We start from the raw sequence: 26,453 nt of genomic DNA on the forward strand, positions 1-26,453 counted from the left end.
ATTAACCCTTTTTCGTACTTTGGCCCAAACTCCACCTCATGGCACTCCAACCCTGGCGCAAAGGCATTGTGACGCAGATCATTCAGGAAACGCCTCAAACCAAAAGGTTTTTCATCCAGCTACCCGAGCTTGAAAGCTTTGATTTTATACCCGGGCAGTTCATTTCCCTAGACCTGCCCATCCACGAAAAGCCGCACAAAAGGCTGCGCTCCTATTCTATTGCCTCAGCCCCCGATGGCGGCAATACCATTGAACTGGTAATTGTAAAGCTGGAGGGCGGCGCCGGCACCTCTTACCTCTTTTCCTCGGTAAAGGAAGGCGACGAAATCACCTTACGAGGCCCCATGGGCGTATTTACCCTTCCCGGTGACCTGCAGCAGGATGTTTACTTTATTTGCACCGGCACGGGCATAGCGCCTTTTCGCAGCATGTTGCATTATATTAATAACAACAACCTGCCGCACCGCAACATCTACCTGATCTTCGGTACCCGCACCAAAACCGACCTGCTGTATTACGAGGAAATGCGGAAACTTTCGGAGGAACTACCCCAGTTTCACTACCTGCCCACCCTCTCCCGAGAGCAGTGGGAAGGCTGTTGCGGCTATGTGCACACCGTGTACCAACAACTGGTGGAACAAAACAAAAACGGCGACATCTTACCCAATTCCCTTTTCTATCTCTGTGGGTGGAAAGACATGGTGGATGAAGCCAAGCACCATATACTGGATATGGGTTTTGATAAGAAGGCGGTGCATCTGGAACTGTATGGATAAGGAGTTAATGAGCTAATTGGATAATGTGCTAATGTGCTAATGTTCCAACAATGCCAGCGAGTTGAACCAGCTAAAATTAGAATTAGGATCTCTGTAGTCAGAATCCTGTCATGCCGAACTTGTTTCGGCATCCCCTTCTTTTCACAGACACCCCAAAGATCGCAGGAGATTCCACAGGCATTAAGCGGGCCATCTAAACTAAAAAGCGCATGAAAAAGCGGGAGTAGCATACCACTACTCCCGCTTATCATATTAGCACATTATCAAATTAGCATATTACCCTATTGCTCCCAGCACCATCGCCTTTACCTCATTCATATGTACCCGCTCTTGTTGCATGGTATCGCGGTGGCGGATGGTAACGGTACCGTCTTCCTTGGTCTGGTGATCGATGGTAACGCAGAAAGGCGTACCGATGGCATCCATCCGGCGGTAGCGTTTACCGATGGTGTCTTTCTCTTCATAAAAGCAACGGAAGCTGCCTTTGCACCCATTCATCAGTTCGCGGGCTATATCGGGCAGCCCGTCTTTTTTCACCAGCGGCAAAACGGCGAGTTTAATGGGGGCCAGCTTTGCGGGCAGCTTCAGCACCACGCGGCTGTCCTGGCGCTCTTCGGTGCTCAGGTCCTGCTCTTCGTAGGCCTGGCTCAGCACCATCATCACGGTACGGTCCACACCAATGGAAGTTTCAATTACATAAGGAATATAGTTGCCGTAAGCCTTGCCGGTTTCGGGGTCGATATCCGCATCGAAATACTGCATCTTCTTGCGGCTGTACTCCTGGTGGTTGCGCAGGTCAAAGTCGGTGCGGCTGTGTATGCCTTCCACCTCTTTGAAACCAATGGGGAAGTTGAATTCAATGTCGCAGGCGGCATCGGCATAGTGGGCCAGCTTCACGTGGTCGTGAAAGCGGTACTGGTCGGCAGGGATACCGAGGCTCAGGTGCCACTTCATGCGCTCTTCTTTCCAGTACTCGTACCACTCCTTCTGCGAACCGGGACGGATGAAGAACTGCATTTCCATCTGCTCAAATTCGCGCATGCGGAAAATAAACTGGCGGGCAACGATCTCGTTGCGGAAAGCCTTACCAATTTGTGCAATACCAAACGGGATCTTCATCCGGCCGGTCTTCTGCACGTTGAGAAAGTTCACGAAGATGCCCTGTGCCGTTTCAGGACGCAGGTAGATCTTATTCTCTTCGCTGCCATCGGAAATAGCACCGTATTCGGTAGAGAACATCAGGTTGAACTGGCGCACATCGGTCCAGTTGGCAGTGCCGCTGATGGCGCATACGATCTTATTGTTCTCGATCAGGGTTTTAAGCCCGTCGAAGTCGCTGTTGGCAAGCAATTGATCCATCTGCTGTTGCAGCAGGTCGGCCTGGTCCTGCTGGCCGGCTTTTTCCAGCTCATCGATCCGGGCTTCAATGAGGTGATCGACCCGGTAGCGTTTCTGGCTGTCCTTGTTGTCGATCATGGGGTCGGAAAAATTATCAACATGACCCGAAGCCTTCCAGGTGGTGGGGTGCATAAAGATGGCCGCATCGATGCCCACGATGTTTTCGTACATCTGGATCATGCTTTTCCACCAGTAATCCTTGATGTTCTTTTTCAGCTCGGAGCCCCACTGGCCGTAATCGTATACCGCCGCCAGTCCGTCGTAAATTTCGGACGAAGGGAAGATAAAGCCATACTCCTTGCAGTGCGATATGATTGCCTGGAACCTGTTGTTATCTGTTGCCATAGTGGGGGCAAATATAGTTTATGGTTGTTTGTTTAAAGTTTTTGGTTGCCCCAATAGGTTCAACCAAAAACCAAAAATGGCAACCACAAACCCTTAATGCCGCTCCTTTGTCCAGCCCACCAACCTGCTTACAGCCAGCACAGCCAGTGAACGGAGGGTTTCCGCCGATCCCATACCCTCGGGCTCGGGTGCAGGCTGGTTGAGGGGTTCGGCCTTGGGCAGGGTAAGCGAACCACTGGTTTTAGCGTTCTCCATGGAACGTGCATGGCTGCGCAACGATTGCTGTCCGCCTTCCACGGTAACCGCCTGCACTACTACTGCGTATTTGTTGGGCCGTATATCGGAGCCATATTCCAGCGCATAGGCCTTGGTAAACTCGGCACCGAAATAAAGAATGATGGCGGAATAATAGACCCAAAGGATCAGCACCACCAACGAACCTGCAGTACCATAGGTGCTGCCTACTTCACTTTTACCGATGTACAGACCAATGGCAAATTTGCCGATCATGAACAGGATGGCTGTGGCAATGGAGCCTGCCCATACATCGCGCCAGCGGATGGCAGCATCGGGCAGCACTTTAAAAATAACGGCGAATAATAAGGTGATAACGCCCAGCGTAATTACCAGGTTGATGACGTACATGAGAATAATCGATACATCGGGGAAACGGGCCAGCAGCCGCTCGTTAAGACCTTCAATGATGGCCGTCACCGCCAGCGACACCAGCAGCAGGAAGCCCAGGGAGCCGATAACGCCAAAGGAGAGCAGCCTGTTTTTGAGCATTATCAGCACGCCCTGCTTGCCGGGTTTCGCCTTCAAACCCCAAATGGTATTGATGCTGTCCTGTATTTCGGCAAATACAGAGGTGGCACCCACCAGCAGGGTGATAACGCCGATGGTGGCAGCCGTGGTGCTTTTACCACTTAGGGATGCACTTTTTACAATCTGCTGTATTTGGGCTGCCGCATCGGCGCCCACAAAACCGCGCAACTGGTTGAATATGCTGCCTTCAATGGCTTCCCGCCCCAGGAACACACCCGCCAGTGAAATGATCACCAGGATGAGGGGGCCTAAAGAAAAGATGGTATAATATGCCAGCGAAGCACTGAGTTTGGGCACTTTATCTTCTCCAAAACCGGCAAATGATTTTTTCAGGATATGCCACAATCCGGTCAAATTAAAGCGTTTGCTTTTGTCCTTTTGCACCATAGGTCAGCTTTTGCTGCTAGGGTTGCAAAAAAACGGCCACTTACATGCAGGAGTTGGGATTTTGGATTTTGGAACTTGCCGGCACCCATCAATTGGCTACTGCAATAAGTTCCCGAAATCCGGAATCCCACAACCGAAATCACTTCAGCTTGGGGTTCTCCTGGTGGCGGCTGGCATCGCGGATATTCTTTTTGTCGAAATTCTTTTGCAGGGCGTCGGTAAGGTTCACGCCAGTTTGGTTGGCAATGCAGATGAGCACCCACAGCACATCGGCCAGTTCGTCGGAGAGCTCTTTGCCTTTATCGCTTTCTTTAAAAGACTGCTCGCCATAGGTGCGGCTCATCAGCCTTGCCACTTCGCCTACTTCCTCGGTGAGGATGGCCATATTGGTGAGTTCATTGAAATAGCGCACACCAGTAGTATTGATCCACTGGTCTACTTGGTGCTGTGCTTCTTCTAAGGTCATTAGTGGGTTATTTGTTTTTGGTTTTTGGTTGGAATTATCTTTTGCCATTACAGCCTGCAACAATAAATCAAAAACCAAAAACTACAAACCGATCATGCCATGGTTCAGCTTCAGGTGCATCATGGTAGCAATAGAGGTAGCGCGCTGTGCCATCAGGGTGGCATTGGGACCTTCAAAATGTTGGTGAATGGTTTGGGTAAACAGGGCTACCCAGCGGTCAAGGTGTTCTTTTTTAATGGCGGAAAGGTGGTGGATATTGCGGTGGAGCTCCATCACGTTTTTACCATACCCCCGGTTACCCAGCACCACGGATTCCCAGAAGTCGGTGATCAGGGACAGGTGCCTGCTCATATCGAGGGGCACCACCTGGGTAAAGAAAAATCCGATCACTTCATCCTGCAAAGCCTGCTCGTAAAAATGGGCCAGCATGGTTTCCAGTTGGCTCCTCGTTGTCACATCGGGTTTCATGCGGCGAAGCTAAGCTTCTTGCCCAACGGCTATCCCAAGCATTACCAATCAAGCACCTGATCTTCATCAGGAATAACGAGGGTTTAAAGACCCAGTTTGTTGATAAGGGCATGCATGGCTACCAACTTGCTAGCCATCATGTCCACCAATTCATTATCGGTAGGTACGGTTGAATTTACCAACCCATTTCTTTGCCGCAACCCAAACGCTCTGTTTTCATCGATGATGCCCGAGTTGGGATTGATATATTTATCCTGTAAAAACACAACCGGTACAGAGCATTTTTTCCGCAAGGAATACTCCGATTCTGCTACCCGGTAAACCTGTGGCTCTTCCGGATTATTCACCACCAGGCGGGCCACTTCATCGCCAGTGTTGTTCCAAACCGACAGATAAGATTTGAATTTGTAGCTCACCACCTTTTGATAACGTTCGGTATTAACTATACTAGTTGTAGGTTCCTTGCTGATCAGGTCGGCTTCTACAATAAAAACGGTATCCAGCCGGTGGGTGATAGAATATTCAGCTTTACAACGGGTACAGGAACGTGCATCGTTGAGTTGTCTGATGGTTGCAGGCAGCAAAGCATCGATGGCCTTGAGTATACGGGGCTTCTTCAGCCAGGCTGTTGGAAGCGCATCCAGGGAATAGCTGGTAAACCTGTGCGCTTGTTGCGCTTTGGCCGGAGCTTTTGCAAACAGGAAGATGATAAGGGTGAGCGGAAGGAACTTAAACATAAAGCAGTTTTTGGTGGACTGTACCAGGATTGTAATTTACCGGATTAACCTTTGGCTGAGGTTAAGCCTTTGCCAACAATAATTGGGTTATTCTTTGTTTTGGGAATCCACGGTAATCGTTACCGGCCCATCGTTGAGCAGTTCCACCTTCATGTCGGCGCCAAAGATGCCGGTAGCAACGGGTTTGCCCAGGTTTTGGGTCAGTTGGGCAATCATTTGTTCGTACAACGGAATAGCCACCGGCGGTTTGGATGCTCGGATATAAGAAGGCCTATTACCTTTTTTGGTGGATGCATGCAGGGTAAACTGGCTTACGAGCAGAATGTCGCCGCCCGCATCGAGTACCGAACGGTTCATGACACCAGCATCATCGTTGAAGATGCGCATGTTTACAATTTTCCCACTGAGCCACTCTACATCTACTGTGCTGTCGGCGTCTTCTATGCCTAAAAGCACCAGCAGCCCCTGCTTAATGGCCCCGGTAATTTGTCCGTCTACAGTTACACTTGCCCTGCTTACCCTTTGAATTACTGCCCGCATAAAGATTTAAAAAAGTATGATGTAGTAAGTACGAAGTTTGTAGTGCGAAGTAAAGGGCTGAATGGATAAGGCGCATAAAAGAAAGAATAGCGAACGAACAAAAAATTCAGCCGGCAGAACGCCACAAAACGGGCCACAAAAAGAACGAGCATGGATGTACGATCTGAATTGAAGCTGACCACAAGCCGCAGCGGCGGTGCCGGTGGGCAAAATGTAAACAAGGTGGAAACAGCCGTACAGGCTTCTTTTGATATTGCCGCATCGCAACTGCTCACCGATGCTCAAAAAACTTTGATAACCGAAAAGCTCGCCAACCGCATCAATGCCGAAGGCCTGCTGCAGGTAAAAGCTCAAACCTACCGAACCCAAATTCAAAACAGGGAAGAAGCCATCCGCAAGATCAATGAGCTGCTGCGCAACGCCCTCCACCGCAAAAAGGCAAGGATCGCCACCCGCCCTACCAAGGCATCGAAAGAAAAAAGGGTGGATACTAAAAAGAAAAAGGCTTCCGTTAAAGAAAACAGGAAAAGGATCAGGCCCGGGCAGTTTTAGCCTTTGTGCAGGTTTTTCGTAGATTGGTCCCTATCCCGCTGATGCTATGAAATCATTTTTACTCCCACTGCTGTTTTTCATCCTCCTGCTTTCCGGCTGTAGCAAAGAAGTCAGCCAGCAAGGGAGTATGGCACCGACCGCTACCCTCAAGATCAAATTCGAGCACCAATTCAAAGGCCAGCCCCTGGAGCTTAACACCAACTATCAAAATGATTTCGGCGAGGCGTTCAGCATCGGCCGCTTCAAATACTATATCTCCAATATCGTCCTATACCGGGGCAGCAATGCAAGTGTCCTCCCTGAAACGTATTTCCTTATTGACGAAAACGATACAGCTTCCAAAACCCTGCGCATACCCATAGCGGCGGGCAACTATGACCAGATGCATTTATTGCTGGGTGTGGACAGTGCCCGCAATGTAAGCGGTGCACAAACCGGTGCCCTCGACCCCCTCAACGATATGTTCTGGACCTGGAATACCGGCTATATCATGGTGAAGCTGGAAGGCAGCTCGCCGCTATCTACTCAACCCAACAACCGCATCCAGTATCATATTGGCGGCTTCAGCGGCGCCTACAGTGCGCTGCGCCAAATGGAGACCGGCTTTCCTAGCTCCGTGGAGGTAAAGAGCGGCCAAACGCTTACCGTAACTTTTAATGCCGACCTGCAGCGCTGGTTCAACGGTGTACACGATCTGCCCATTGCGGGACAAACCGTGGCCATGACACCCGGACCTTTGTCGGCCCGTTATGCCGATAATGCCGTAAGTATGTTTTCGGTAAAAGATGCCCGCGTACAATGAGGTGGCGCTGCACCATATCAACCCTTGTTTTTTGTGTGGCGGCTGCCAGTATGCTTATAAATGCCTGCAACAAAAAAGACGTGGAAAAGGGCACAACGTCCGTGTCTTTTGAAGTGCCCGCCGGTTTTCCGCAACCGGTTTACGACTTTTCCAAAAACCCGCTCACCAGGGAAGGTATTGCCCTTGGGCGGCAGCTTTTTTACGATGGCATCCTGAGCAAGGACGGCCAAACACCCTGTGCTTCCTGCCACCAGCAGTTTGCCGCTTTTGCCACCTTCGACCACGACCTGAGCCATGGTGTGGACAATGGTTTTACCACCCGCAACGCACAGGCCCTGAGCAACCTGGCCTGGCAGCAATCCTTTCACCACGATGGCGGCATCCTGAACCTGGAAACCCAGCCGCTGGCGCCGCTTACCGCCGCTAATGAAATGGGCGAAACCGTGGCCGGTGTGGTTGCCAAATTGAAAGGTAGCGGCAAGTACCAGCAGGCTTTCCGGGATGCCTTTGGCGAAGGCGAAATCACCAGCCAGAAGATGCTCAAAGCCCTTACCCAGTTCATGGTGACCCTGGTTTCGGCCAACAGCAAATACGATCAGGTAAAACGCGGTACAACCAGTTTTACTATTGCTGAACAAGCTGGCTATGCTACCTTTAAGGCCAAGTGCGCCAGCTGTCACCAGGAGCCGCTGTTTACCGATGGCAGTTTCCGCAACAATGGCATTGGCATCAATCCTTTTCTTAATGATGGCGGCCGCATCCGCATCACCCGCAATGCCGCCGATTCGCTCAAGTTCCAGGTGCCTTCGCTCCGTAATGTGGACCTCTCTTTTCCCTATATGCATGATGGCCGGTTTTACACCCTGCAACAGGTGCTGACGCATTACAGAACCGGCATTCAACAAACCCCAAATCTGGATCCAGCACTTCAGTTTGGCATCAGCCTATCCAATACAGAAGCCAGTAATGTGCTTGCTTTCTTGAAAACGCTCACCGATTCGGCCTTTGTAAAAGACCCGCGGTTTGCTGCACCTTAACCAAGAGTGCGGCAGGTGATCCTACTAACACTTGATTTATCACTAAGCTTTCCAGTTGGAGATTATAATGTTTCTCAAAAACTCTTTTGCGCCTTTGCTCCGCTGCGCCTTTGCGTAAAAAAAACCCCGGCAACGCCTTAACGCTGCCAGGGCAAATGCAAATAACTAAGTATAGAGGCCTGCTACAATTTTACCTGCAATCCTAAATTTTCACCCGCACCGATACCACCACATTGCGGCCGGGCGCCGAAAAGCCTGATGCAAATACCCGGTAGTTGCGGTCGAGGATATTCTCCACACCCGCCTGCAGGGTAACAAATGAAACAGGCGACCAGCTGGCATTCAGGTTGAGGGTATACCACGAGGGCATGCCCTCAGGGGTAGCGTATTGCTGGTTGTCTTCACCCGAGCTGTTGTAGTCCCTGATCTTTTTCCAGCCATTGTACAGGGCAAAGGCTTCTGCCTTCCATTTGGCAGCAGCATAGCGGATGCTGGTGCGGCCATATACCGGCGGAATATGGTCGAGGGGCGTTTCCGATTTGCCGGGCTGCTGCAACCTGCCGTAGGTATAGGTGAGCGTAGAGAAGAACGATAGCGCCTGTGTGAAATCGGCGGTAACGCTTGCCTGTGCACCGTATAGGTAGGCCTTGTTCACGTTCTGGTTGGCAAATACCGGCACCAAAGCACCATTGTACTGAACCTGCGACTGGCCGTTGAGGCTAAAAGGCGCCAGGGCAATGGCATTGCGGAACCAGGTATAAAAACCATTGGCTTCAATTTTCACCGCCGATCCCAGCTGCTGGGCAAAGCCCAGGTCAGCAGTATAGGTGTACTCCGGATCGATATCCTTATTGGGAACGATCAGCTGGTTGTTGCCCGATTCAAAGATCCGCACCAGGTCGTCCACATTGGGCGAGCGGAAACCGGAAGCAAGGCTTGCCGTAATGCGGCTGCCCGCACGGGGCGTGTACGCCGCGCCGATATTGCCCGTCAGCGCCAGGTTGTCCTGCTCAATGCTGTTAAACGGCAGGTTGAAAAAGGAGTTATCGTTGATTTGGCTGCGCAGCGAAACTGCCTGCAGGCGCAGGCCATCATTGATCACCCATTTGCCGCCACCCAGCTTCCAGAGGTGCTGGGCATAGGCCCCGTAGTAGTTCATGGTATTTTGACCATCGGGGTAGCGAGCGTCCAGTTTGGTACGCACGCCGGTAGCGATGTCTGTGCGGTTGGCTTTCGAGTTCACGCCATTCAGCTGGGCATCCAGACCAAGGGTCAGTTCGTGCTGTTGCCAGAACTTCTTACCATCCAAAGTAAAATTGCCGACGTTCACTTCCTCCAGGCGATTGTCGAGGTTATTGCTGCGGTAAGCCCGCTGGTGCCGGCTTTCTTCAATGTGCTGGTACGATGCATTCAACCGCAGGTTGTCGAAGAAGCCCAGTTTGGCCACATTCAGCTCGTAAGCGGCCAGCCCACGTTCCTGGGGACCGTAGTACCACTGAGCCCAGCGGAGGGCGCCGTTGCGCACATCCTGCAGGCGGTCGTACCGGGGAATATCGGTACTCGAGGACCATTGCAGGTTGAGGGTGTGATTCACCCTTTCGCTGGGACGGAACAACAGCTTTTGCATCAGGTCCCACTGCCGGTAGGCAGAGTTGCGCTGGATGCGGTCGTCGGAATTTTTTACAATGGAATCAATACCGCCGATGCGGGTAATATACTGGCTGCGGCGCCCAAAGTTGGGGTACTTGTCGGGGTAGTGGTCGCCCATGCGCAGGTCGCCAAAGTCGGAAACCGTGTACGACTGCAGCCAGGCCCACTTGCGGCCGCCTACGTTGAAGTCGGTATGCACCGTGCGTTCGTTGGCCGCGCTGCCATAGCGTATCAGGGTATTGGCATTAAAACTGGTCTTACCACTAACCGACAATTGCGGCTGGCGGGTACGCATCAGCACGGCGCCACCCAAGGCATCGCTGCCATAGAGGGTGGATGCAGGCCCATACAGCACTTCCACGCGGTCCAGCATATTCTGGTCTACGGTAATCAGGTACTGGTGGTGGCCAGCGCGGTAAATGGCATTGTTCATCCGGATGCCATCCACCACCAGCAGGATGCGGCTTGCTTCAAAGCCCCGGAGTACCGGCGAGCCGCCACCCATCTGGCTTTTTTGCACAAATACCTGCCCGCTGTTTTGCAGCAGTTCGGCCATGGTAGGCGCATTCACTTCGGCGATGCGCTGTGCGGTAATGAGGTCAACTTTTTGTACGATGTATTTTTTACGTTCTGCAAATTTGTTGCTGTACAGTACCACCTCGTCCATGTTTCGGGTGGTATCGTTTTGGGCATAGGTATCCTGTAAAAGGCCCAGCGCAAGGCATAAGCCAGCTATGTATTTCATATAAATTGAAACAATAAAGTAAAGGCTGCACTGCACCAATGGCAGCATAGCCAAAAAAGGGCAATGGTCTCCCGCATGTGGGAAAAGAACAACAGAAAGACTTAGCAGGAACCAGTATTGCGTGGAGGAGCCAACAGCACTTTTGGGGGCGGCGTAGGTAAAACGTCAGTCTTGGCGCCTTGCCAACAAAGGGGTATGGAAGGAGCACTTAAATGGAACCGGATCCATGCAATGGGCAGCAACATCTGTAACAGCAATACCAGCTGGTAACCATTTGCCCGGCTGTGGCGCAGGGCATGTTTCAGCAGTTGCCAGACAGCTGTTTCGGTGTCGTCGTAATGACCTTGCAGCACCAACTTGCTGCCTGCTTCCTTTATGCTGCGCACATCAAAATAGCGCCCCCCGATTTGTAGTTCGCGGCCTTCTTCTTCCCACACAATGCTTGCCTTGTCCACAAGGATGGTTGTGGCCGTTTGGGGCGCCAGCCTTTGCTCCCAACTCTGTTTCAACAGCAGCTGCGCCAGCTGGAGGCTACCCACCAGCACCAGCGGCAATAGTATCAACACAGCCCAGGCAAAAGGAAGAAAGATTTTGTTGCGCAAAATGAAATAAAAATGGCCCTAAAGTTAGGGCCGCTGCAAATGCAAAACCCAATAATTACCAGGCCTTTGCAGGGTAATTATTGGGTTTGCAGCAAATGATGCTTAAACCAGGATATTCCCGGTCATATCGATGGGTACGGGCACGCCCATCATGGTGAGGATGGTGGGCGCCACATCACCCAGCTTACCGGGTTTCACTTCCCCTTTCCACTCCTTATCGATAATGAAAAGCGGTACCAGGTTGAGGGTATGCGCCGTGTTGGGCGATCCGTCGCCGTTGATCATAAAATCGGCATTGCCATGGTCGGCGGTAAGGAAAACGGTGTAGCCGTTGGCAAGGGCGGCGGTCACCACTCTTTCCACGCATTTGTCTACTGTTTCAACAGCTTTGATGGCAGCAGAAAACACGCCGGTATGACCCACCATATCAGCATTGGCATAGTTGAGGCATACAAAGTCGGGATTGCCGGCTTCAATTTCCGGAACAATGGCATTGGTGAGCTCAATGGCGCTCATCTCGGGTTGCAGGTCATAGGTAGCTACCTTGGGCGAGGGCACCAAGATACGGCTTTCGCCAGCAAATTTCTCTTCGCGGCCACCACTGAAGAAGAAAGTAACGTGGGGGTACTTCTCCGTTTCGGCAATACGGATTTGCTTTTTGCCTGCATTGTCCAGCACTTCGCCCAGCGTGTTGGTGAGGTTATCATTCTGGAAAATGATGTGCACGTTTGCAAAAGTGGAGTCGTACTCGGTGATGGTGGTGAAATACACGTCATTGAGCTTCTGCATGCCAAATTCGGGCATATCGGCCTGCGACAGCACTTTTACAATTTCACGGCAGCGGTCGGTGCGGAAGTTGAAGCACAACACAGCATCGCCATCCTTGATGGTAGCCACGGGCTGAACGCCTTCCTGGATCACTGTTGGTTTGATAAACTCGTCGCTTACGCCTTCGGCATAAGCCTGCTCCACGGCCTGGATGGCGGTGGAAGCCACCTGTCCCTCGGCTTTTACCAGGGCATTATAGGCCAGGGCTACCCGTTCCCAGCGGTTGTCGCGGTCCATGGCATAATAGCGACCGCTAACGGTTGCGATCTTACCAATGGATTTGTTGATATGGTTTTGCAGCTCGGTGATAAAGCCCAGCCCGCTTTTGGGATCGGTATCGCGGCCATCGGTAAAGGCATGTACATACACTTCGGTAAGACCCGCAGCTTTGCAGATATCCAGGATGGCTTTGAGGTGGTTGATATGCGAATGCACACCGCCATCGCTCACCAGGCCTACCAGGTGGAGGGCTTTCCTGTTTTCCCGGGCATAAGCCATGGTATCAATCAGGGTGGCATTGTTTGCCAGCAATCCTTCGCGGATGGCAACATTGATGCGCTGCAGCTCCTGGTACACCACGCGACCCGCGCCCAGGTTGAGGTGGCCCACTTCGGAGTTGCCCATCTGGCCTTCGGGAAGGCCTACGGCTTCGCCACAGGTGGTGAGGGTAGTATGCGGAAATTTGTTGTACAGCGAGGATACAAAAGGCACGTTGGCATTCTGGATGGCGTCGGCATTTTTGATCTGGCCAAGGCCCCAGCCGTCCATGATGACGAGGATTACTTTGCGTTGTTGCATTACGGTTATTAATTGATGATCGGGTACAAATCTATGAAAACGTGAAGGTTTTGTTTATTTTGCCTTTGTAGTTATGGTACAGGTGCAATGGCATATTTTTAGACCTTAAGGCGCAAAATCCCTATATGAAACAAATTGTACTCTTAATAACCCTTGCCTCTACCCTTATTGCTGCCTCAGCCTTCAAGGCTTTAAGCATCGATAGTGTAATCAGCGCCCTGCGCACCGGCAATGCCACAGAGCTTGCCCGTCACATGGACGAAACCGTTGACCTTTCCCTCCCCGACCGTTCAGATAACTATAGCAAGGCACAAGCCGTGCTGATCCTGAAAGACTTTTTCACCCGCAATGGCGTGAATGGTTTTGATGTAAAACACAAAGGGGAAAACGGTGGCAACCAGTTCTGTATCGGCTTCCTGCAAACAAAGGCCGGCCAGTACCGTACTACGGTATTTATGAAAGCCGAAGGCGGAAAGCATTTGATTAAAGAAATCAGGTTCCAACCCTAACCGGAACCGCAGATGATTATGATTTAGGAAGGGTTTGTATGATTGGAGCCCGAAAGATGTAAATGTCTTACTTGGTTGTAAGACTTTTTTTTGGCCCTGTACAACTGCAGTATGCATTTTTTGTATTGCCTGAAGCCCTTTGCACCGTGTTTATACCATGCAAACTATCGCCTGATTTCTTGTGATCGAGGTTTTGCCAAAACTGTAACCTCTTCGAACTTCTGCATAGCAATCATTTAAAGTCATACAAATCTGCGGTTTGCCTTTCCTTTGTAATCGACGGCCATTATTTGCAGGAAAGAAGAATAGCCAGTTGGCAAGCTCTTTGGCCTTCACTCCTACAAATCATTAAATAATCATAGTAATCTGCGGTTCCATGCGTGATTTTGACGAACAACTCCGCCGCCTGGTAGATGCGGCCATTCTGGAAGATGTAGGCGATGGCGATCATTCTACCCTGTGCTGTATCCCGGCAGGTGCCAGAGGCAAGGCAGTATTAAAAATTAAACAGGATGGCGTGCTGGCTGGTGTGGATGTAGCCGAAAAAATTCTGCGCTATAAAGTGCCTTCGGTTGTTTTTGAAAACCATAAAAGTGATGGGGATGCCATGCAGGCTGGAGAAACGGCATTTCAACTGGAAGCGCCCATACATGCCATTCTGCAACTGGAGAGGCTGGTGCTGAATATCATGCAGCGCATGAGCGGTATTGCTACTCTTACCCGCACCTATACCGATAAACTCCAGGGCTACCCAACCAAACTCCTCGATACCCGCAAGACCACCCCCAATTTCCGTTTGCTTGAAAAAGAAGCCGTACGCATTGGTGGCGGTGTCAACCATCGCTTCGGGCTTTTTGATATGATCATGCTCAAAGACAATCATATTGATTATGCCGGCGGACTGGAAGCAGCCATTGACAGAGCGCACGATTATGTGACCCGCAATCATCCGCACCTGAAAATAGAAGTGGAAACACGCAGCCTAGCAGATGTGCAAAAAGTAGTAGCCATTGGCAAAGGCAAGGTGCTGCGCATCATGCTCGACAACTTCAGCCCTGAACAAATCAGGGAAGCACTTACCTACATTGGTACGGACTTCGAAACTGAAGCAAGCGGCGGCATCAACCTGGATACCATTGAAGCTTATGCCGCAACAGGAGTTACCTATGTTTCTGTTGGCGGGCTAATCCATCAGGCCCGCAGTTTGGACCTGAGCCTGAAGGCCGTGATTATTTAGGGATTTCGGAGGTGGGATTTGGGATTTCGGCAGCTCGATTCTATGGCAGGATTCCGGTGTAAAATGTTGCTGTGGCATTCAAAATATTTGCGCCTTTGCTCCTCCGCGTCTTTGCGAGCAACCAAACTGCCGAAATCCCACATCCGAAATCTATTATCCCCATCTTTGCACCTTAATTGCATTTTTCGTGAGCAAGAAAAACAAAGGCGACCGAAACGGTTTTGTATACAGCACTGATCCCAACTTCAGGTTTGAATCGGATGATGATGGCCCACAGGAAACCCTGCTTCCTGCACAGCAAAAGCTGCGGGTATGGCTGGAAACAAAACAACGGGGCGGCAAGGCTGCTACCATCGTAAAAGGCTTTGTGGGCCAGGATGAGGACCTGGAAGACCTGGGAAAAAAACTCAAAGGCTTCTGCGGTACCGGTGGTTCGGTAAAAGATGGCGAGGTGATCATCCAGGGCGACCAGCGCGACAAGGTGCTGCAATGGCTGCAGAAGAGTGGTTATACACAGGCAAAAAGAGCAGGCTGATGCTGCCCATCCTGATTGGCACCGCAGCCACCAGCGGACTCCTCAGCATTGTATTTTTCATATTGTATGTGCGTGCCCGCATGAAAGAGCAACCCGAAGAGGAGTTTTACCAGCGGGTACATTTCCTTTCGCTTTTTATACTATTTGCATTGGGTATCGTGATCATGTTTTATATGTCGGCAACCTTTGATTAATGGATGCAAAACCGATGAAACGGTTTTGCATCCATTTCACCATCTCTCCCACGGTTAAAACCGTGGGCTTGAAAAATGCATAAACCTATTATGGATTGCAGGCGGTGATTATTTGAGTTGCAAGGAATCTTAATAAAGAAAAAGGAAGTGCACAAAGCACTTCCTTTTATATAATGGGCTATCTATCTATAAACTCCAAACCCCTAACCACTTACTGGCCTTGTGCGAGGCTATAGCTACGCTTGTCGCCCCACATGTTCAGCACTTCGGTAGAACATACCTTGAACTCGGTAGCTACGCGGCGGTACAATTCAATGATATCGGTTTGGGTTACCGCCATATCGTTGGTCGTTTCAAAACGGCAACGGTACTGGTTTACCAGGTTGGTAAACACCGAACCCTTGGGCCAAACCTGTGTGCCGCGGTTGGAAATGGTTACCAGTTTAAACAGGTCGCCGGTTTGCCGCAGTGCTCTTTCCGCAACAGCGTTGGGCTGTTCCGAGCTTTCAACAAAGAGGTCAACACCAACGATCTTTTCCTCTTCCTGCTCCTTGCTTACCAGCATGGGGTTTTTGTCCAGGTGGCAAACGGCAGAAGTATAAGGCGTATTCTCGCTGGTAGCTTTAGCACCTACTTCGGGTTGCTTGCCAAAGTTGGCAATGATTGCTTCTGCAAATTCAGTGGTGTTCAGTGCAGGTTTGCTGCGGTCGCCAAAGTCGCCGGTGCGGGTACCCTGCTCAAGGGTATAAAGCAATGCATTTTCAATCACGGCTGCGTTCTCAGTAAAGCCCAGGTGGCGCAACATGCCCAAACCACTCAGCAGCAAAGCCGTTGGGTTGGCGATATTTTTACCGGCAATATCCGGCGCGGTGCCGTGTACGGCTTCAAAAATGGAAATATGGTCGCCGATATTGGCGGAGGGCGCAAAGCCCAAACCACCTACCAGTCCTGCGCATAGGTCGGACACGATATCGCCCTGCAGGTTGGTGAGCACAACCACATCGAACACATCGGGGCGGATAACCAGCTGCATGGCAAGATCATCCACAATTTTATCATCGGCATTCAGCTCGGGGTATTCTTTTGCGATCTCATAAAACACCTCCAGGAAGAGGCCATCGGTAAGTTTCATGATATTGGCCTTGTGTCCGCAGGTGATGCGGCGGGCACCTTTCTGGCGGGCCATTTCAAAGGCATAGCGGATCACCTGGGCAGAGCCGGGACGGGTGATAAAGCGGCGGCTGAGGGCCACATCGTGGGTAAGCATGTGCTCAATACCACCATAAGTGTCCTCAATGTTTTCGCGTACAATGGTTACGTCGATTTTGATACCTGCCTTGCTGAAAACCGTGTCCACGCCATGAAGTGTCTGAAAGACGCGTTTATTGGCGTAAGTATTCCAGGTTTTGCGGGCCGTAACGTTAACGCTTTTAACACCCTTGCCTTTGGGGGTTTCCATGGGGCCTTTGAACAGGATTCCCAATTCCTCAATAGTTTGCTGTGCTTGCGGGGTCATACCGTTTGAGTATCCCTTATCGAAAACCCATTTCCCCATTTCTACAAAATCATATTGCAGTCCTACTCCATTGGCATCGAATATCTTAAGTACCGCATCCATTATCTCCGGTCCTATTCCATCGCCTTTTGCTACCGCTATTTTCATAATTGGTATAGTTTTTTGCTTGTCAAAAATAGGTTGGTTGTAGATGCGATGCACGAAATGAAAAACCTTTCTACAAGCAAACCGCATATTTTTACCCATAAAGGAATGTGTTATGATCTCGAAAATTTCGGAAGGCGTGGAAGTGAGCGTGGAGACATTCTACCAACAGGATTATTCCAATCCCTTGCTCTCAGAATATATGTTTGCGTACCGCATCACTATTGAAAACCACAACCGTTTCCCCGTGAAGCTGCACAGCCGCCGCTGGCATATTTTCGATTCAAACGGCGAATACCGCGAAGTGGAAGGCGAAGGCGTGGTAGGCGTACAGCCCACCATCAACAGCCACGAACATTACCAATACGTTAGCGGTTGCAACCTTAAATCCGAGATGGGCCGCATGCACGGCACTTATGTAATGGAAAACCTGGACACCAAGGAAATATTCGAGGTGAACATTCCTGCATTCGAGATGGTGACACCGTTTAAATACAATTAAACCCCCTGTCCCCCTAAAGGGGGAACTTAGGTCCAGCAACCCTTTTATTAACAAAGCCACTCTTTGCGGAGTGGCTTTGTTATAAATGCAATTATAACCTAGAGCATTGTGGTGTGATGGCGGACGCTCCAGCCTAAGTTCCCCCTTTAGGGGGACAGGGGGTGTGAGTGGTTTTCACTTCGGCTTATACTTCGCTCCCTCAAAAACCGCACGGGGTGCGGTTTGCAGCACCTGCTGTACGGTTAGCTCAGGGTTCTTTTGGGCAAATTCCTGCACAATACGCCAGCCGAGCCACTGCCCGATATTACCCGGTGAACTTTCAGGCATGCCCTGCGTGTAGGGCGCTTCGCCTAAATAGGTTTGCATAACGGAAGGTTCGATGGAATAGAGGTTTTCATTTTTGACCAGGTATCCCCACACATTGCCTTCGTTTTCTGCGGCCCACTGCAGTTGTTTGGTGGTAAAACCAGTCTTCACACTATCCGGGGCATCAGGCAAAAAATGATCGAGCAGGTACCATTGTTTTCCCTGCTCCACCATCTGCTCCACCAGGGGCTTTCCGGTGGCGCGGTCGGGGTAAATATCATCCACGATGGCCTTGATTGCGTTGGCGGCCATATACTCTTTATCAAAGCGACGGGAAATATAAGTGGGATACAGCTGTTGCACTTCGGGGATCTGGTAACCGCCAAAGTTCTTACCTGCAAACTGCTGCAGACCGATGGCAAGATATTCATTGGTTAATACCACACCGGGAGCATCGAGTGTGCCCACAAAAGTGATGATATTGGGAACACGGTACTGGGGATAATAGTATTTCACATACTGCATCCCTTCGGCAATGTCTTTGCGCAGCCACTCGATATCGCCATACTTTGGCGCAATACTATCGTAGAAGCTGGCATAGCTGCCGATGATTTGTTTTACTATACCCAGCGATGCAGGATCGATGGGGTTGAGTTGCAGGATGTCCTGCATAAAGGTGGGAAAGAAATGCGGGTAGGCATTGCGGAGTCCCGCAAGACCAGATGCGATATTATTGGTGTCCAGTTTAAAGAAAGCGGGCTCAAAGCGCTCCACTTTCATATCTACCTTGATATTGGAAACATCAGGCTTGTCTTTACCACCGGAACAGGAAAGCAGTAAAAACAATACTATGGGAGCGAGATACTTCATCATGGATGGCTAAACGAACGGGTTCAGGAATTATTACAGAAATTAGCGGCGTAAACCTACGAAGTTTAACAAGGGAAGTGGCATGGTAAGTTTAATAGGTTTAATGAGTTCAATATGTTCAATAAGTTAAGGGGTATGGGAATGCGTAAAGTGCTTAGTTCATTGTACCCATTAAACTTAGTGAACCATTGAACGGATTAAACGCATCAAACGCCTGAAACGCACTTTATCAACAGCGCACACACATGAAGATTTTCCTCGCACAGCAGAACTATCATATCGGCAATTTCGAATACAATACCAACAAGATCATTGAAGCCATTGGCCGCGCCAGGGCGCAGGGTGCCGACCTGGTGCTGTTTTCGGAACTGGCCATTTGCGGTTATCCGCCCCGCGATTTTTTGGAGTTCAACGATTTTATCAGGCAGTGTTATGAAAGTGTGGACCAGATCAAAGCACACACACAAGACATTGCCGTACTGGTGGGCGGCCCTGCCCACAATCCACGTAAGGAGGGCAAGGACCTGTTCAATGCAGCCTTCTTCCTGTACAACGGCGAAGTAAAAGCCGAAGTACACAAAACCCTGCTGCCTACTTATGATGTGTTTGACGAGAACCGGTACTTTGAGCCAGCCTTCGACTGGAACGTGATCGAATTTAAAGGCAAGCGTCTGGCAGTAACCATCTGCGAGGATATCTGGAACCTGGGCGACAACCCACTTTACCGGCAGTCGCCACTGGAGGTTTTAAAAGATCAAAAGCCCGATGTGATCCTGAACCTTTCCGCCTCGCCCTACAACTATGCACAGGATGTGGTGCGCCGCAGCATCGTGGAGGCTACTGTTGCCAAGTACGGCCTGCCCATGGTGTATTGCAATACCATCGGCTCGCAAACCGAGATCGTGTTTGACGGTGGCAGTCTCGTGTACGACATTAACGGGCAGCAGGTAGCCGAACTGGCTTATTTCGCCGAAGATGAAGCGCTTGTTGACCTGGACACCTTGTGTGAACGCAAGCCTAACCCCGAAGTAGCGCACAAGTACTACTACTCGGCCAACGAAGTGGGCAAGGAAATGCCTACCCTCGAATACCTCAATAACGAGAAGAATATTTCTGAAATACACCAGGCACTGATCCTGGGCATCCGCGACTATTTTGGCAAAATGGGTTTTAAAAAATCAACCCTTGGCGCCAGTGGTGGTATCGACAGCGCAGTGGTGCAGGCCCTTGCCGTTGAAGCATTGGGTAAAGAAAATGTACACGTGCTGCTGATGCCCTCCGAATTTTCTACCGGCCATTCTGTAGATGATGCCGTGCAGTTAAGCAAGAACCTCGACAACCGCTACGACATTGTGCCCATCCGCGAGGTGTACGACAAGTTCATTAAAACATTGAACCCGCTTTTTGGCGACCTGCCGTTTAGCCTGGCGGAAGAAAACATACAAAGCCGAAGCCGCGGCAACCTGCTCATGGCGGTTGCCAATAAGTTTGGCTATATCCTGCTGAATACTTCCAACAAAAGTGAACTGTCTACCGGCTATGGTACTTTATATGGTGATATGGCCGGTGGCCTCAGTGTTTTGGGTGATTTGTACAAAACACAGGTCTATGCCCTTGCCCGATACATCAACCGCAATGGTGAGATCATCCCGGGAAACATCATTACCAAGGCGCCCTCTGCCGAACTCCGTCCCGGCCAGAAGGACAGCGACAGCCTGCCCGAATACGATGTACTCGACCAGGTGCTATACCAGTACATTGAACTGCGCCAGGGTCCACGCGAGATCATCGGTGCGGGCTTCGACGAAGCCCTGGTAAGCCGCACCCTGCGCATGGTAAACATGAACGAATACAAGCGGGCACAATTCTGTCCCATCATCCGCGTTAGCAGTAAGGCTTTTGGCGTGGGCAGAAGGCTGCCGATTGTGGCAAAATACCTGGGTTGAGCCGGAACCGCAGATTTGTATTGTTGGAAATGATTAGTATGAACGTGGTTGCTGATTACATTAGATAATCAAAGTAGGTATATACGCAAGTTTATTGCTATTGTATCCGGGCAATCAACAACCTATGCATAAACGCAGTGTACAGCCTTAAAGTCATACAAGTTATTTCCAATCCTACAAATCTGCGGTTTGGTTTTTGCTAACTGTGCCATACCCGTCTTTTTCCTGATTTCATCCTGATATTATGCTCAGAACCTCCGACGATATCCGCCTCCTCAACGATCGTATTGCCACTGCCGGCCGCTTCCTCGATGGGCTGCGTGCCGAAGTGGGCAAGGTGATCGTGGGCCAGTCTTATATGCTTGACCGACTGTTGATCGGGCTGCTTTCGAATGGTCATGTGCTGCTGGAAGGCGTGCCGGGACTGGCTAAAACATTGACCATCCGGTCACTTTCGGATGCCATTCAAGCCAAGTTCAGCCGCATACAGTTTACCCCCGACCTCTTGCCCGCCGACGTGATCGGCACCATGATCTACAACCAGCAAAAGCACGAGTTCGTGGTGCGCAAGGGACCCATCTTTGCCAATTTCGTGCTGGCAGATGAGATCAACCGGGCCCCTGCCAAAGTGCAAAGCGCCCTGCTGGAAGCCATGCAGGAAAGGCAGGTAACCCTGGGCGATACCACGCACAAGCTGGACGAACCTTTCCTGGTGCTGGCCACCCAAAACCCGCTGGAGCAGGAAGGCACCTATCCCCTGCCCGAAGCACAGGTGGACCGCTTTATCATGAAAGTGGTGGTGGGCTATCCAAGCCGCAGCGAGGAGCAGCTGATCATCCGCCAGAATGTGCAGGGGATTAAACCACCTACCATCAACCCGGTGGTATCGATGCAGGACATCGTTACTGCGCGTAATCTTACCCGTGAGGTGTATATGGATGAAAAGGTGGAACAGTACATTTTGGATATCGTATTTGCTACCCGCAATCCTGCCGAGTACAAACTGGATAAACTCAAAGGCATTATTTCATACGGCTCCTCTCCGCGTGGCTCCATCAACCTGGCCATTGCTGCCAAGGCGGTAGCCTTCCTCAACCGGCGTGGTTATGTGATCCCGGAAGATGTACGCACCATCTGTGCCGACGTTTTGCGCCACCGCATTGGCCTGACTTACGAGGCAGAAGCCGAAAACATCAGTGCCTTGAATGTGATTGAACAAATTCTCGCTAAAGTGAATGTGCCTTAACAAGCATATGCCCGCAAAGGCGCTGTGGCGCAAAGTTTTGACAAAGGAAAACATAGGATGTTGAGCATTTAGCATACTTTATCAAATATCCAATACCTAATAACCCAATACCTAATCACCAATCACCAATCACTAATCCCCACTCACCTTGCTTACCACCGCCGAAATACTCCGCAAAGTGCGCGACCTGGAGATCAAGAGCAAGCACCTGGCTTCCGACCTGTTCTCCGGCGAATACCACAGCGCCTTCAAGGGTAAGGGTATGTCCTTTAGAGAGGTGCGGGAGTATTACCCCGGCGATGATGTTCGTTTTATCGACTGGAACGTATCGGCACGATTCAACCATCCATTTTCCAAGGTATTCGAAGAGGAAAGGGAACTGACGGTGATGCTGCTGGTGGATGTAAGTGCTTCTTCGCTGGTGGGTACCGTGGGCGGAACCAAAAAAAATATCGCTACCGAAATTGCCGCGGTGCTGGCCTTTGCTGCCGTGAATAACGGCGATAAGGTAGGCGCGATCCTGTACAGCAATAAAATTGAAAAATTCATCCCACCCAAGAAGGGAAAGCAGCAGGCCCTGTTCCTGATCCGCGAACTGCTGGGAATGGATGCCACCGGACGCGGCACAGAGCTTAAAAAGGCATTGCAGTATTTCAATAATACCAACCGGCAGAAAAGCATTGCCTTTATCCTGAGCGATTTTTTGGATGGAGGCTACGAAGACGCCCTGCGCATTGCCGGCAACCGGCACGACCTGATCGGGCTAAAGTTGTACGACAAGCTGGACCAACACCTCCCCGACCTTGGCCTGGTACAAATCAGGGACCTGGAAACCGGCGGACTGCAGTGGATTGACAGTGGCAGCAAACAGGTAAGGACACAGCATGAGCAGGACTTTTTCCGCATCACCGAAACAGCCAACCAGGCTTTTAAAAAAGCGGGCTCCGACCTACTGCACCTGCGCACCGATGAAGATTACATGAAAGTATTGCGTCAATTTTTCCTGAGCCGTAACCGATGAAGCGCACCTTTTTGTTCATATTGTTTTGGATTGCAGCAGGCGCATCTGCCCTGGCGCAAAAGATCGTGGTGTCCGCATCGGTGAGCCAGCCGCAAATACTGATCGGCGAACCCTTGCAACTAACCCTGCGGGTGCAAATGCCGGAAGCTGCCAGTATCACCTGGTTTGTAACCGATACCTTTCCGCATTTTGAAATACAGCACCGCTCGGCAATCGACACGGTACGCAGCGGCGCCGGCGAGCAGATACTGGTACAAAATATCCGCATCACCAGCTGGGATTCCGGTCGTTGGAACCTGCCTTCGTTTTCGGTAAATGGCAGCAACCGCACTGCCCCTATTGCTATTGGGGTAACCTATTCGCCCATGGACCCTGCGCAGCCTTACCACGATGTAAAGGATGTACTGGCGGTACAGCGACCCGGTGCCCAAAACTGGATCTGGTACCTGGTGGGTGCAGCGCTGTTGCTGGTGTTTTTCCTGCTGCTCTTTCCCGGCAGGAAAAAGAAAGAAAAAGCCACTACAGCCTCTCCTGAAACAGCCTACCGCGAGGCCATCAGGGGGCTGGACATGCTGCAAAAGCGGAGCGGAGAACTGCCTGTAAAAGAGTTTTATACCGAACTGGTGGGACTTTTCCGCAACTACCTGGTGCGGCGGCAGGACTACCAGTCCTCTTCCAAAACCACCAGCGACCTGCAGCAGCAGCTACCCGAATGGGGTTTACAAAAAGATGCAGCAGCCCGGCTGCTGGAATCCTTACAGCTCAGCGATGCCGTAAAGTTTGCCCGCTTTGAAGCCAGCGCTGAAGAGCGAAAAGCTTCCGTGGCCCATATCCGGGAAACCATTGTGGAGCTGGAGCGCAAGAAGCCTGGCTGATGATTGGTACAAGACAAGCAACATTTTCACAACCGCATAGCCGGTAAACGCAACCGCAATAAATGGTGTACGAGTGGTTCCGACAGATTGAATTTGCTTACCCCTGGGCTCTGCCGGCCCTGCTGATGCTGCCGGTGATTGCCTGGCTGCACTGGCGTATGCGCCGCAGCCTGCAGCCCACTGTTCCCGTAAGCAGTGTAAGCACCTTCTCCCGCAAAGGTGGACGGGCCGCATGGGTCCATTTTCCATTCTGGCTGCTGCTGCTTTCCCTGGGTTTTGCCATACTGGCGCTTGCCCGGCCACAAATCCGCAATGTATCGAGCCGTGCGAGGGGTGAAGGCATTGATATCGTATTATGCATGGACGTGAGCGGCTCCATGCTTTCCGCCGATTTTTACCCCAACCGCCTGGAAGTGGCCAAGGAGATGGCTATTTCTTTTGTGCAGGCCCGCCCTGTGGACCGGTTGGGGCTGGTAATCTTTTCGGGAGAAAGCTATACGCTTTACCCGGTAGCTTCCGACCACGCCTCGCTGGTAGAACAGGTGCGGGGCCTGCGCAGCGGCATGCTGGAAGACGGTACCCTGATTGGGGAAGGGCTGGCAACTTCTGTAGATCGCTTATCGGACAGCAAAGCAAAAAGCAAGGTAATCGTGTTGCTCACCGATGGTAAGGAGCAGCCGCCTGAAAATCGCCTCATCGATCCACAAACGGCACTACGCATCGCCAAGGCCGCAGGGGTAAAAGTGTATACCATTGGCATGAGCGCCGGTGGCGAAGCAACGGTAGCTGAAGGGGGCACCCGTGCCAGGGTGGGCACCGGCGGGCTGGATGAAGCCCTGCTGCGCCGTATTGCCAACGAAACCGGGGGCGAGTACTTTAGGGCGCTGGATAAAGAAGGGCTGCAAAGTATTTATGCCCGCATCGATAAACTGGAGCGGTCGCAGGTGGAAGTAAGTACCCGCACTCGCTATGCCGAGCAGTTTCAATGGCCGCTGGGCCTTTCCCTGCTGCTGCTTTTTTTAGCCCTACTTTTGCGCAACACTGTTTTACGAATATTTCCCTGATGGCTGAAGGACTGGTATATAAATCGACGGGTAGCTGGTATGTGTTGCAAGACGATGCCGGAAAGATGTGGAATGCCCGGATCAAGGGGGTGTTCAAAATTGGGAATATCACTTCCACAAACCCGCTTGCCGTTGGCGACCGCGTGGATTTTGAAGTGGAAAATGAAGGCGAGCAATCGGTGATGATCAATGGCATCCACGATCGAAAAAATTATATCAACAGGCAATCACCCCGGCATAAACACCAGCACCATATTGTCGCCGCCAACCTCGACCAGAGCCTGATGATTGCCACGCTCAAGGATCCCCGCACATCACAGGGTTTTATCGACCGCTTTCTGGTGGCCTGTGAAATGTACCATGTACCTGCCGTGATTGTTTTCAATAAGCTGGATGTGTACCGCGATAAAGAGTTGGACAAGCTGGCCGAACTGCAGGCCATTTATGAAGAGATCGGCTATAAGGTGGTAGCCATGAGTCTTCGGTTGGGTACCGGTGTGGAGGAAGTAAAGGCATTACTGCACAACAAAACCACACTGATCAGCGGGCATAGCGGCGTGGGCAAGTCTTCTTTCATAAATGCTATCATGCCCAACAGCACCATCCGTACCCGCGATGTAAGCGAATGGAGCGGCAAGGGCCAGCACACCACCACATTTGCCGAGATGTACGACCTGCCTGAAGGCGGCCGCATCATCGATACGCCCGGAATGCGGGAGTTTGGACTGGTGGAGGTGCAAAAAGCCGAACTCTCCGGTTATTTCCCCGAAATGCGCCAGCGCCTCAACGACTGCCAGTTCAATAACTGCCAGCACCTCAACGAACCCGGCTGCGCCATCAAACAAGCCGTTGTAGATGGGGAGATTGATGAGGACCGGTATGTGAGTTATTATAATATCCTGGAATCCCTAAACGATAAGAAGTACTAAACCCCTGTTAACGCCCCCTGTCCCCCTAAAGGGGGAACTTAGGTCAAACATACCTTCAATGAAAACGCCCCTCCTAAAATGAGGGGCGTTGATGTAATATCGTTTATGAAAAAGAATGTGGCAGAGATAGCGGACACTCCGGCCTAAGTTCCCCCTTTAGGGGGACAGAGGGTGTTGTTTTTGCATTTTCAGGTTTAGTAATTTTCCTTCCAGCACGCTGGCCAGCTCTACTACTGCTTTATTTTCTTTTTTGCGGGCATGCTGCTCCCTTGTGGGAAAAAGGCTGATGCCATTATAAATGCTGTACTGGAGCGTGAGGCTGCTTTTCCCAAGGGAAAAATTCCAGTTGATGTTGTCAAAATCGTCTTCTTTACCTGTGAAACTGACCTGGAACTGGTCGGTAAGAATGCTTGCAATTTGGTAAAAGCGGGAGAGTCCGCCATCGCTGTCAATAACGGCTTCGGTGCAGCCCAGGTCGGTGCGTAGGGTGAGGCTCATAGTGCAACAGTTATACAGGTAAGACAATTAAGTTCTGCCGTATGTTGCACATGCAATCCTTATGCCCTGAACTTTTTTACTTTTTTAGGTGGATCACTCAGCACG

26 protein-coding genes and 1 pseudogene are annotated in these 26,453 nt (G+C 51.0%); 15 read left to right on the top strand and 12 right to left on the bottom strand.

Annotation, left to right across the window (positions count from 1 at the left end; all coding sequences use genetic code 11):
• Positions 1–38: 38 nt before the first annotated feature.
• Complete coding sequence (locus BUE76_RS19005) at positions 39–776, top strand: ferredoxin--NADP reductase (RefSeq protein ID WP_073045573.1); 738 nt, start codon at positions 39–41, stop codon at positions 774–776.
• A 276-nt stretch (positions 777–1,052) separates the two neighbouring features.
• Here the strand turns inward: BUE76_RS19005 and BUE76_RS19010 are convergent, their stop codons facing one another.
• The 6 genes from BUE76_RS19010 to dtd all read right to left on the bottom strand — a co-directional run bounded on the left by BUE76_RS19010 (position 1,053) and on the right by dtd (position 5,942).
• The gene (locus BUE76_RS19010; RefSeq protein WP_073045571.1) at positions 1,053–2,519 is read right to left on the bottom strand and encodes a glycine--tRNA ligase; all 1,467 of its coding nucleotides are present in this window, start codon (positions 2,517–2,519) and stop codon (positions 1,053–1,055) included.
• Between the two features lie 93 nt (positions 2,520–2,612).
• On the bottom strand, positions 2,613–3,731 hold the full coding sequence (locus BUE76_RS19015) for a YihY/virulence factor BrkB family protein (protein WP_073045568.1): 1,119 nt from the start codon (positions 3,729–3,731) through the stop codon (positions 2,613–2,615).
• 139 nt (positions 3,732–3,870) lie between these two features.
• Positions 3,871–4,197, bottom strand: coding sequence for a nucleotide pyrophosphohydrolase (locus BUE76_RS19020; protein WP_073045566.1), 327 nt, complete (start codon positions 4,195–4,197; stop codon positions 3,871–3,873).
• Between the two features lie 81 nt (positions 4,198–4,278).
• Positions 4,279–4,665 carry a group III truncated hemoglobin gene (locus tag BUE76_RS19025; RefSeq protein ID WP_076026747.1) on the bottom strand — a complete coding sequence of 129 codons (387 nt, stop codon included), beginning with the start codon at positions 4,663–4,665 and terminating at the stop codon, positions 4,279–4,281.
• Between the two features lie 83 nt (positions 4,666–4,748).
• Positions 4,749–5,402, bottom strand: coding sequence for a hypothetical protein (locus BUE76_RS19030; protein WP_073045561.1), 654 nt, complete (start codon positions 5,400–5,402; stop codon positions 4,749–4,751).
• An 87-nt stretch (positions 5,403–5,489) separates the two neighbouring features.
• The gene (gene dtd / locus BUE76_RS19035; protein ID WP_073045559.1) at positions 5,490–5,942 is read right to left on the bottom strand and encodes a D-aminoacyl-tRNA deacylase; all 453 of its coding nucleotides are present in this window, start codon (positions 5,940–5,942) and stop codon (positions 5,490–5,492) included.
• 174 nt (positions 5,943–6,116) lie between these two features.
• Here dtd and arfB point away from each other — a divergent pair.
• The 3 genes and pseudogenes from arfB to BUE76_RS19050 form a co-directional block, all read left to right on the top strand.
• Positions 6,117–6,494, top strand: a pseudogene (gene arfB / locus BUE76_RS19040) (alternative ribosome rescue aminoacyl-tRNA hydrolase ArfB); the annotation flags it as partial.
• A 127-nt stretch (positions 6,495–6,621) separates the two neighbouring features.
• Positions 6,622–7,296 (top strand): MbnP family protein, encoded by a 675-nt coding sequence (locus BUE76_RS19045; protein ID WP_143157383.1) that lies wholly within the window; start codon positions 6,622–6,624, stop codon positions 7,294–7,296.
• A 35-nt stretch (positions 7,297–7,331) separates the two neighbouring features.
• Positions 7,332–8,333 carry a cytochrome-c peroxidase gene (locus BUE76_RS19050; RefSeq protein ID WP_245798395.1) on the top strand — a complete coding sequence of 334 codons (1,002 nt, stop codon included), beginning with the start codon at positions 7,332–7,334 and terminating at the stop codon, positions 8,331–8,333.
• Between the two features lie 202 nt (positions 8,334–8,535).
• Here BUE76_RS19050 and BUE76_RS19055 read toward each other — a convergent pair whose 3' ends face one another.
• The 3 genes from BUE76_RS19055 to gpmI form a co-directional block, all read right to left on the bottom strand.
• A complete protein-coding gene (locus BUE76_RS19055; RefSeq protein WP_073045818.1) occupies positions 8,536–10,728 on the bottom strand; it encodes a TonB-dependent receptor plug domain-containing protein in 2,193 nt (730 codons plus the stop codon).
• Between the two features lie 101 nt (positions 10,729–10,829).
• Complete coding sequence (locus BUE76_RS19060; RefSeq protein WP_073045548.1) at positions 10,830–11,330, bottom strand: hypothetical protein; 501 nt, start codon at positions 11,328–11,330, stop codon at positions 10,830–10,832.
• Between the two features lie 102 nt (positions 11,331–11,432).
• Positions 11,433–12,956, bottom strand: coding sequence for a 2,3-bisphosphoglycerate-independent phosphoglycerate mutase (gpmI, locus tag BUE76_RS19065; protein ID WP_073045545.1), 1,524 nt, complete (start codon positions 12,954–12,956; stop codon positions 11,433–11,435).
• 125 nt (positions 12,957–13,081) lie between these two features.
• On the opposite strand from gpmI, the gene BUE76_RS19070 reads away from it, so the two are divergent.
• The 4 genes from BUE76_RS19070 to BUE76_RS19085 all read left to right on the top strand — a co-directional run bounded on the left by BUE76_RS19070 (position 13,082) and on the right by BUE76_RS19085 (position 15,431).
• The gene (locus tag BUE76_RS19070) at positions 13,082–13,465 is read left to right on the top strand and encodes a DUF4783 domain-containing protein (protein ID WP_073045542.1); all 384 of its coding nucleotides are present in this window, start codon (positions 13,082–13,084) and stop codon (positions 13,463–13,465) included.
• A gap of 376 nt (positions 13,466–13,841) precedes the next feature.
• Entirely contained in the window at positions 13,842–14,702 is an 861-nt protein-coding gene (gene nadC, locus BUE76_RS19075; protein ID WP_073045539.1) for a carboxylating nicotinate-nucleotide diphosphorylase, read from the top strand.
• Between the two features lie 187 nt (positions 14,703–14,889).
• Positions 14,890–15,237, top strand: a complete 348-nt coding sequence (locus BUE76_RS19080; RefSeq protein WP_073045536.1) for a translation initiation factor — start codon at positions 14,890–14,892, stop codon at positions 15,235–15,237.
• Positions 15,237–15,431 (top strand): hypothetical protein, encoded by a 195-nt coding sequence (locus BUE76_RS19085; RefSeq protein WP_073045534.1) that lies wholly within the window; start codon positions 15,237–15,239, stop codon positions 15,429–15,431. Before BUE76_RS19080 ends, BUE76_RS19085 begins: the two co-directional genes overlap by 1 nt.
• Positions 15,432–15,642: 211 nt before the next feature.
• On the opposite strand, the gene BUE76_RS19090 is transcribed toward BUE76_RS19085, so the two are convergent.
• On the bottom strand, positions 15,643–17,094 hold the full coding sequence (locus tag BUE76_RS19090) for an NADP-dependent isocitrate dehydrogenase (RefSeq protein WP_073045531.1): 1,452 nt from the start codon (positions 17,092–17,094) through the stop codon (positions 15,643–15,645).
• A gap of 112 nt (positions 17,095–17,206) precedes the next feature.
• On the opposite strand from BUE76_RS19090, the gene apaG reads away from it, so the two are divergent.
• Positions 17,207–17,593, top strand: coding sequence for a Co2+/Mg2+ efflux protein ApaG (gene apaG, locus BUE76_RS19095; RefSeq protein WP_073045528.1), 387 nt, complete (start codon positions 17,207–17,209; stop codon positions 17,591–17,593).
• A gap of 174 nt (positions 17,594–17,767) precedes the next feature.
• Here apaG and gldB read toward each other — a convergent pair whose 3' ends face one another.
• Complete coding sequence (gene gldB / locus BUE76_RS19100) at positions 17,768–18,769, bottom strand: gliding motility lipoprotein GldB (protein WP_073045526.1); 1,002 nt, start codon at positions 18,767–18,769, stop codon at positions 17,768–17,770.
• A 245-nt stretch (positions 18,770–19,014) separates the two neighbouring features.
• Here gldB and BUE76_RS19105 point away from each other — a divergent pair, with 245 nt between their 5' ends.
• From BUE76_RS19105 to rsgA, 6 genes are all read left to right on the top strand, one after another.
• Positions 19,015–20,715 carry an NAD+ synthase gene (locus BUE76_RS19105; RefSeq protein WP_073045523.1) on the top strand — a complete coding sequence of 567 codons (1,701 nt, stop codon included), beginning with the start codon at positions 19,015–19,017 and terminating at the stop codon, positions 20,713–20,715.
• Positions 20,716–20,959: 244 nt separating this feature from the next.
• Positions 20,960–21,961: an AAA family ATPase gene (locus BUE76_RS19110; RefSeq protein ID WP_073045521.1), complete on the top strand. Its 1,002-nt coding sequence runs from the start codon at positions 20,960–20,962 to the stop codon at positions 21,959–21,961.
• 148 nt (positions 21,962–22,109) lie between these two features.
• On the top strand, positions 22,110–22,982 hold the full coding sequence (locus BUE76_RS19115) for a DUF58 domain-containing protein (RefSeq protein ID WP_073045518.1): 873 nt from the start codon (positions 22,110–22,112) through the stop codon (positions 22,980–22,982).
• Positions 22,979–23,857, top strand: coding sequence for a hypothetical protein (locus BUE76_RS19120; protein ID WP_073045515.1), 879 nt, complete (start codon positions 22,979–22,981; stop codon positions 23,855–23,857). The genes BUE76_RS19115 and BUE76_RS19120 overlap by 4 nt, the downstream gene beginning before the upstream one ends.
• A 62-nt stretch (positions 23,858–23,919) precedes the next feature.
• Positions 23,920–24,921 (top strand): vWA domain-containing protein, encoded by a 1,002-nt coding sequence (locus BUE76_RS19125; protein WP_083596624.1) that lies wholly within the window; start codon positions 23,920–23,922, stop codon positions 24,919–24,921.
• Entirely contained in the window at positions 24,921–25,850 is a 930-nt protein-coding gene (rsgA, locus tag BUE76_RS19130) for a ribosome small subunit-dependent GTPase A (protein WP_073045513.1), read from the top strand. Before BUE76_RS19125 ends, rsgA begins: the two co-directional genes overlap by 1 nt.
• Before the next feature lie 156 nt (positions 25,851–26,006).
• Here the strand turns inward: rsgA and BUE76_RS19135 are convergent, their stop codons facing one another.
• Positions 26,007–26,348: a hypothetical protein gene (locus BUE76_RS19135; protein WP_073045510.1), complete on the bottom strand. Its 342-nt coding sequence runs from the start codon at positions 26,346–26,348 to the stop codon at positions 26,007–26,009.
• Between the last annotated feature and the right edge of the window lie 105 nt (positions 26,349–26,453).

This window comes from Cnuella takakiae (assembly GCF_001953305.1).
Lineage (GTDB): Bacteria > Bacteroidota > Bacteroidia > Chitinophagales > Chitinophagaceae > Flavisolibacter > Flavisolibacter takakiae.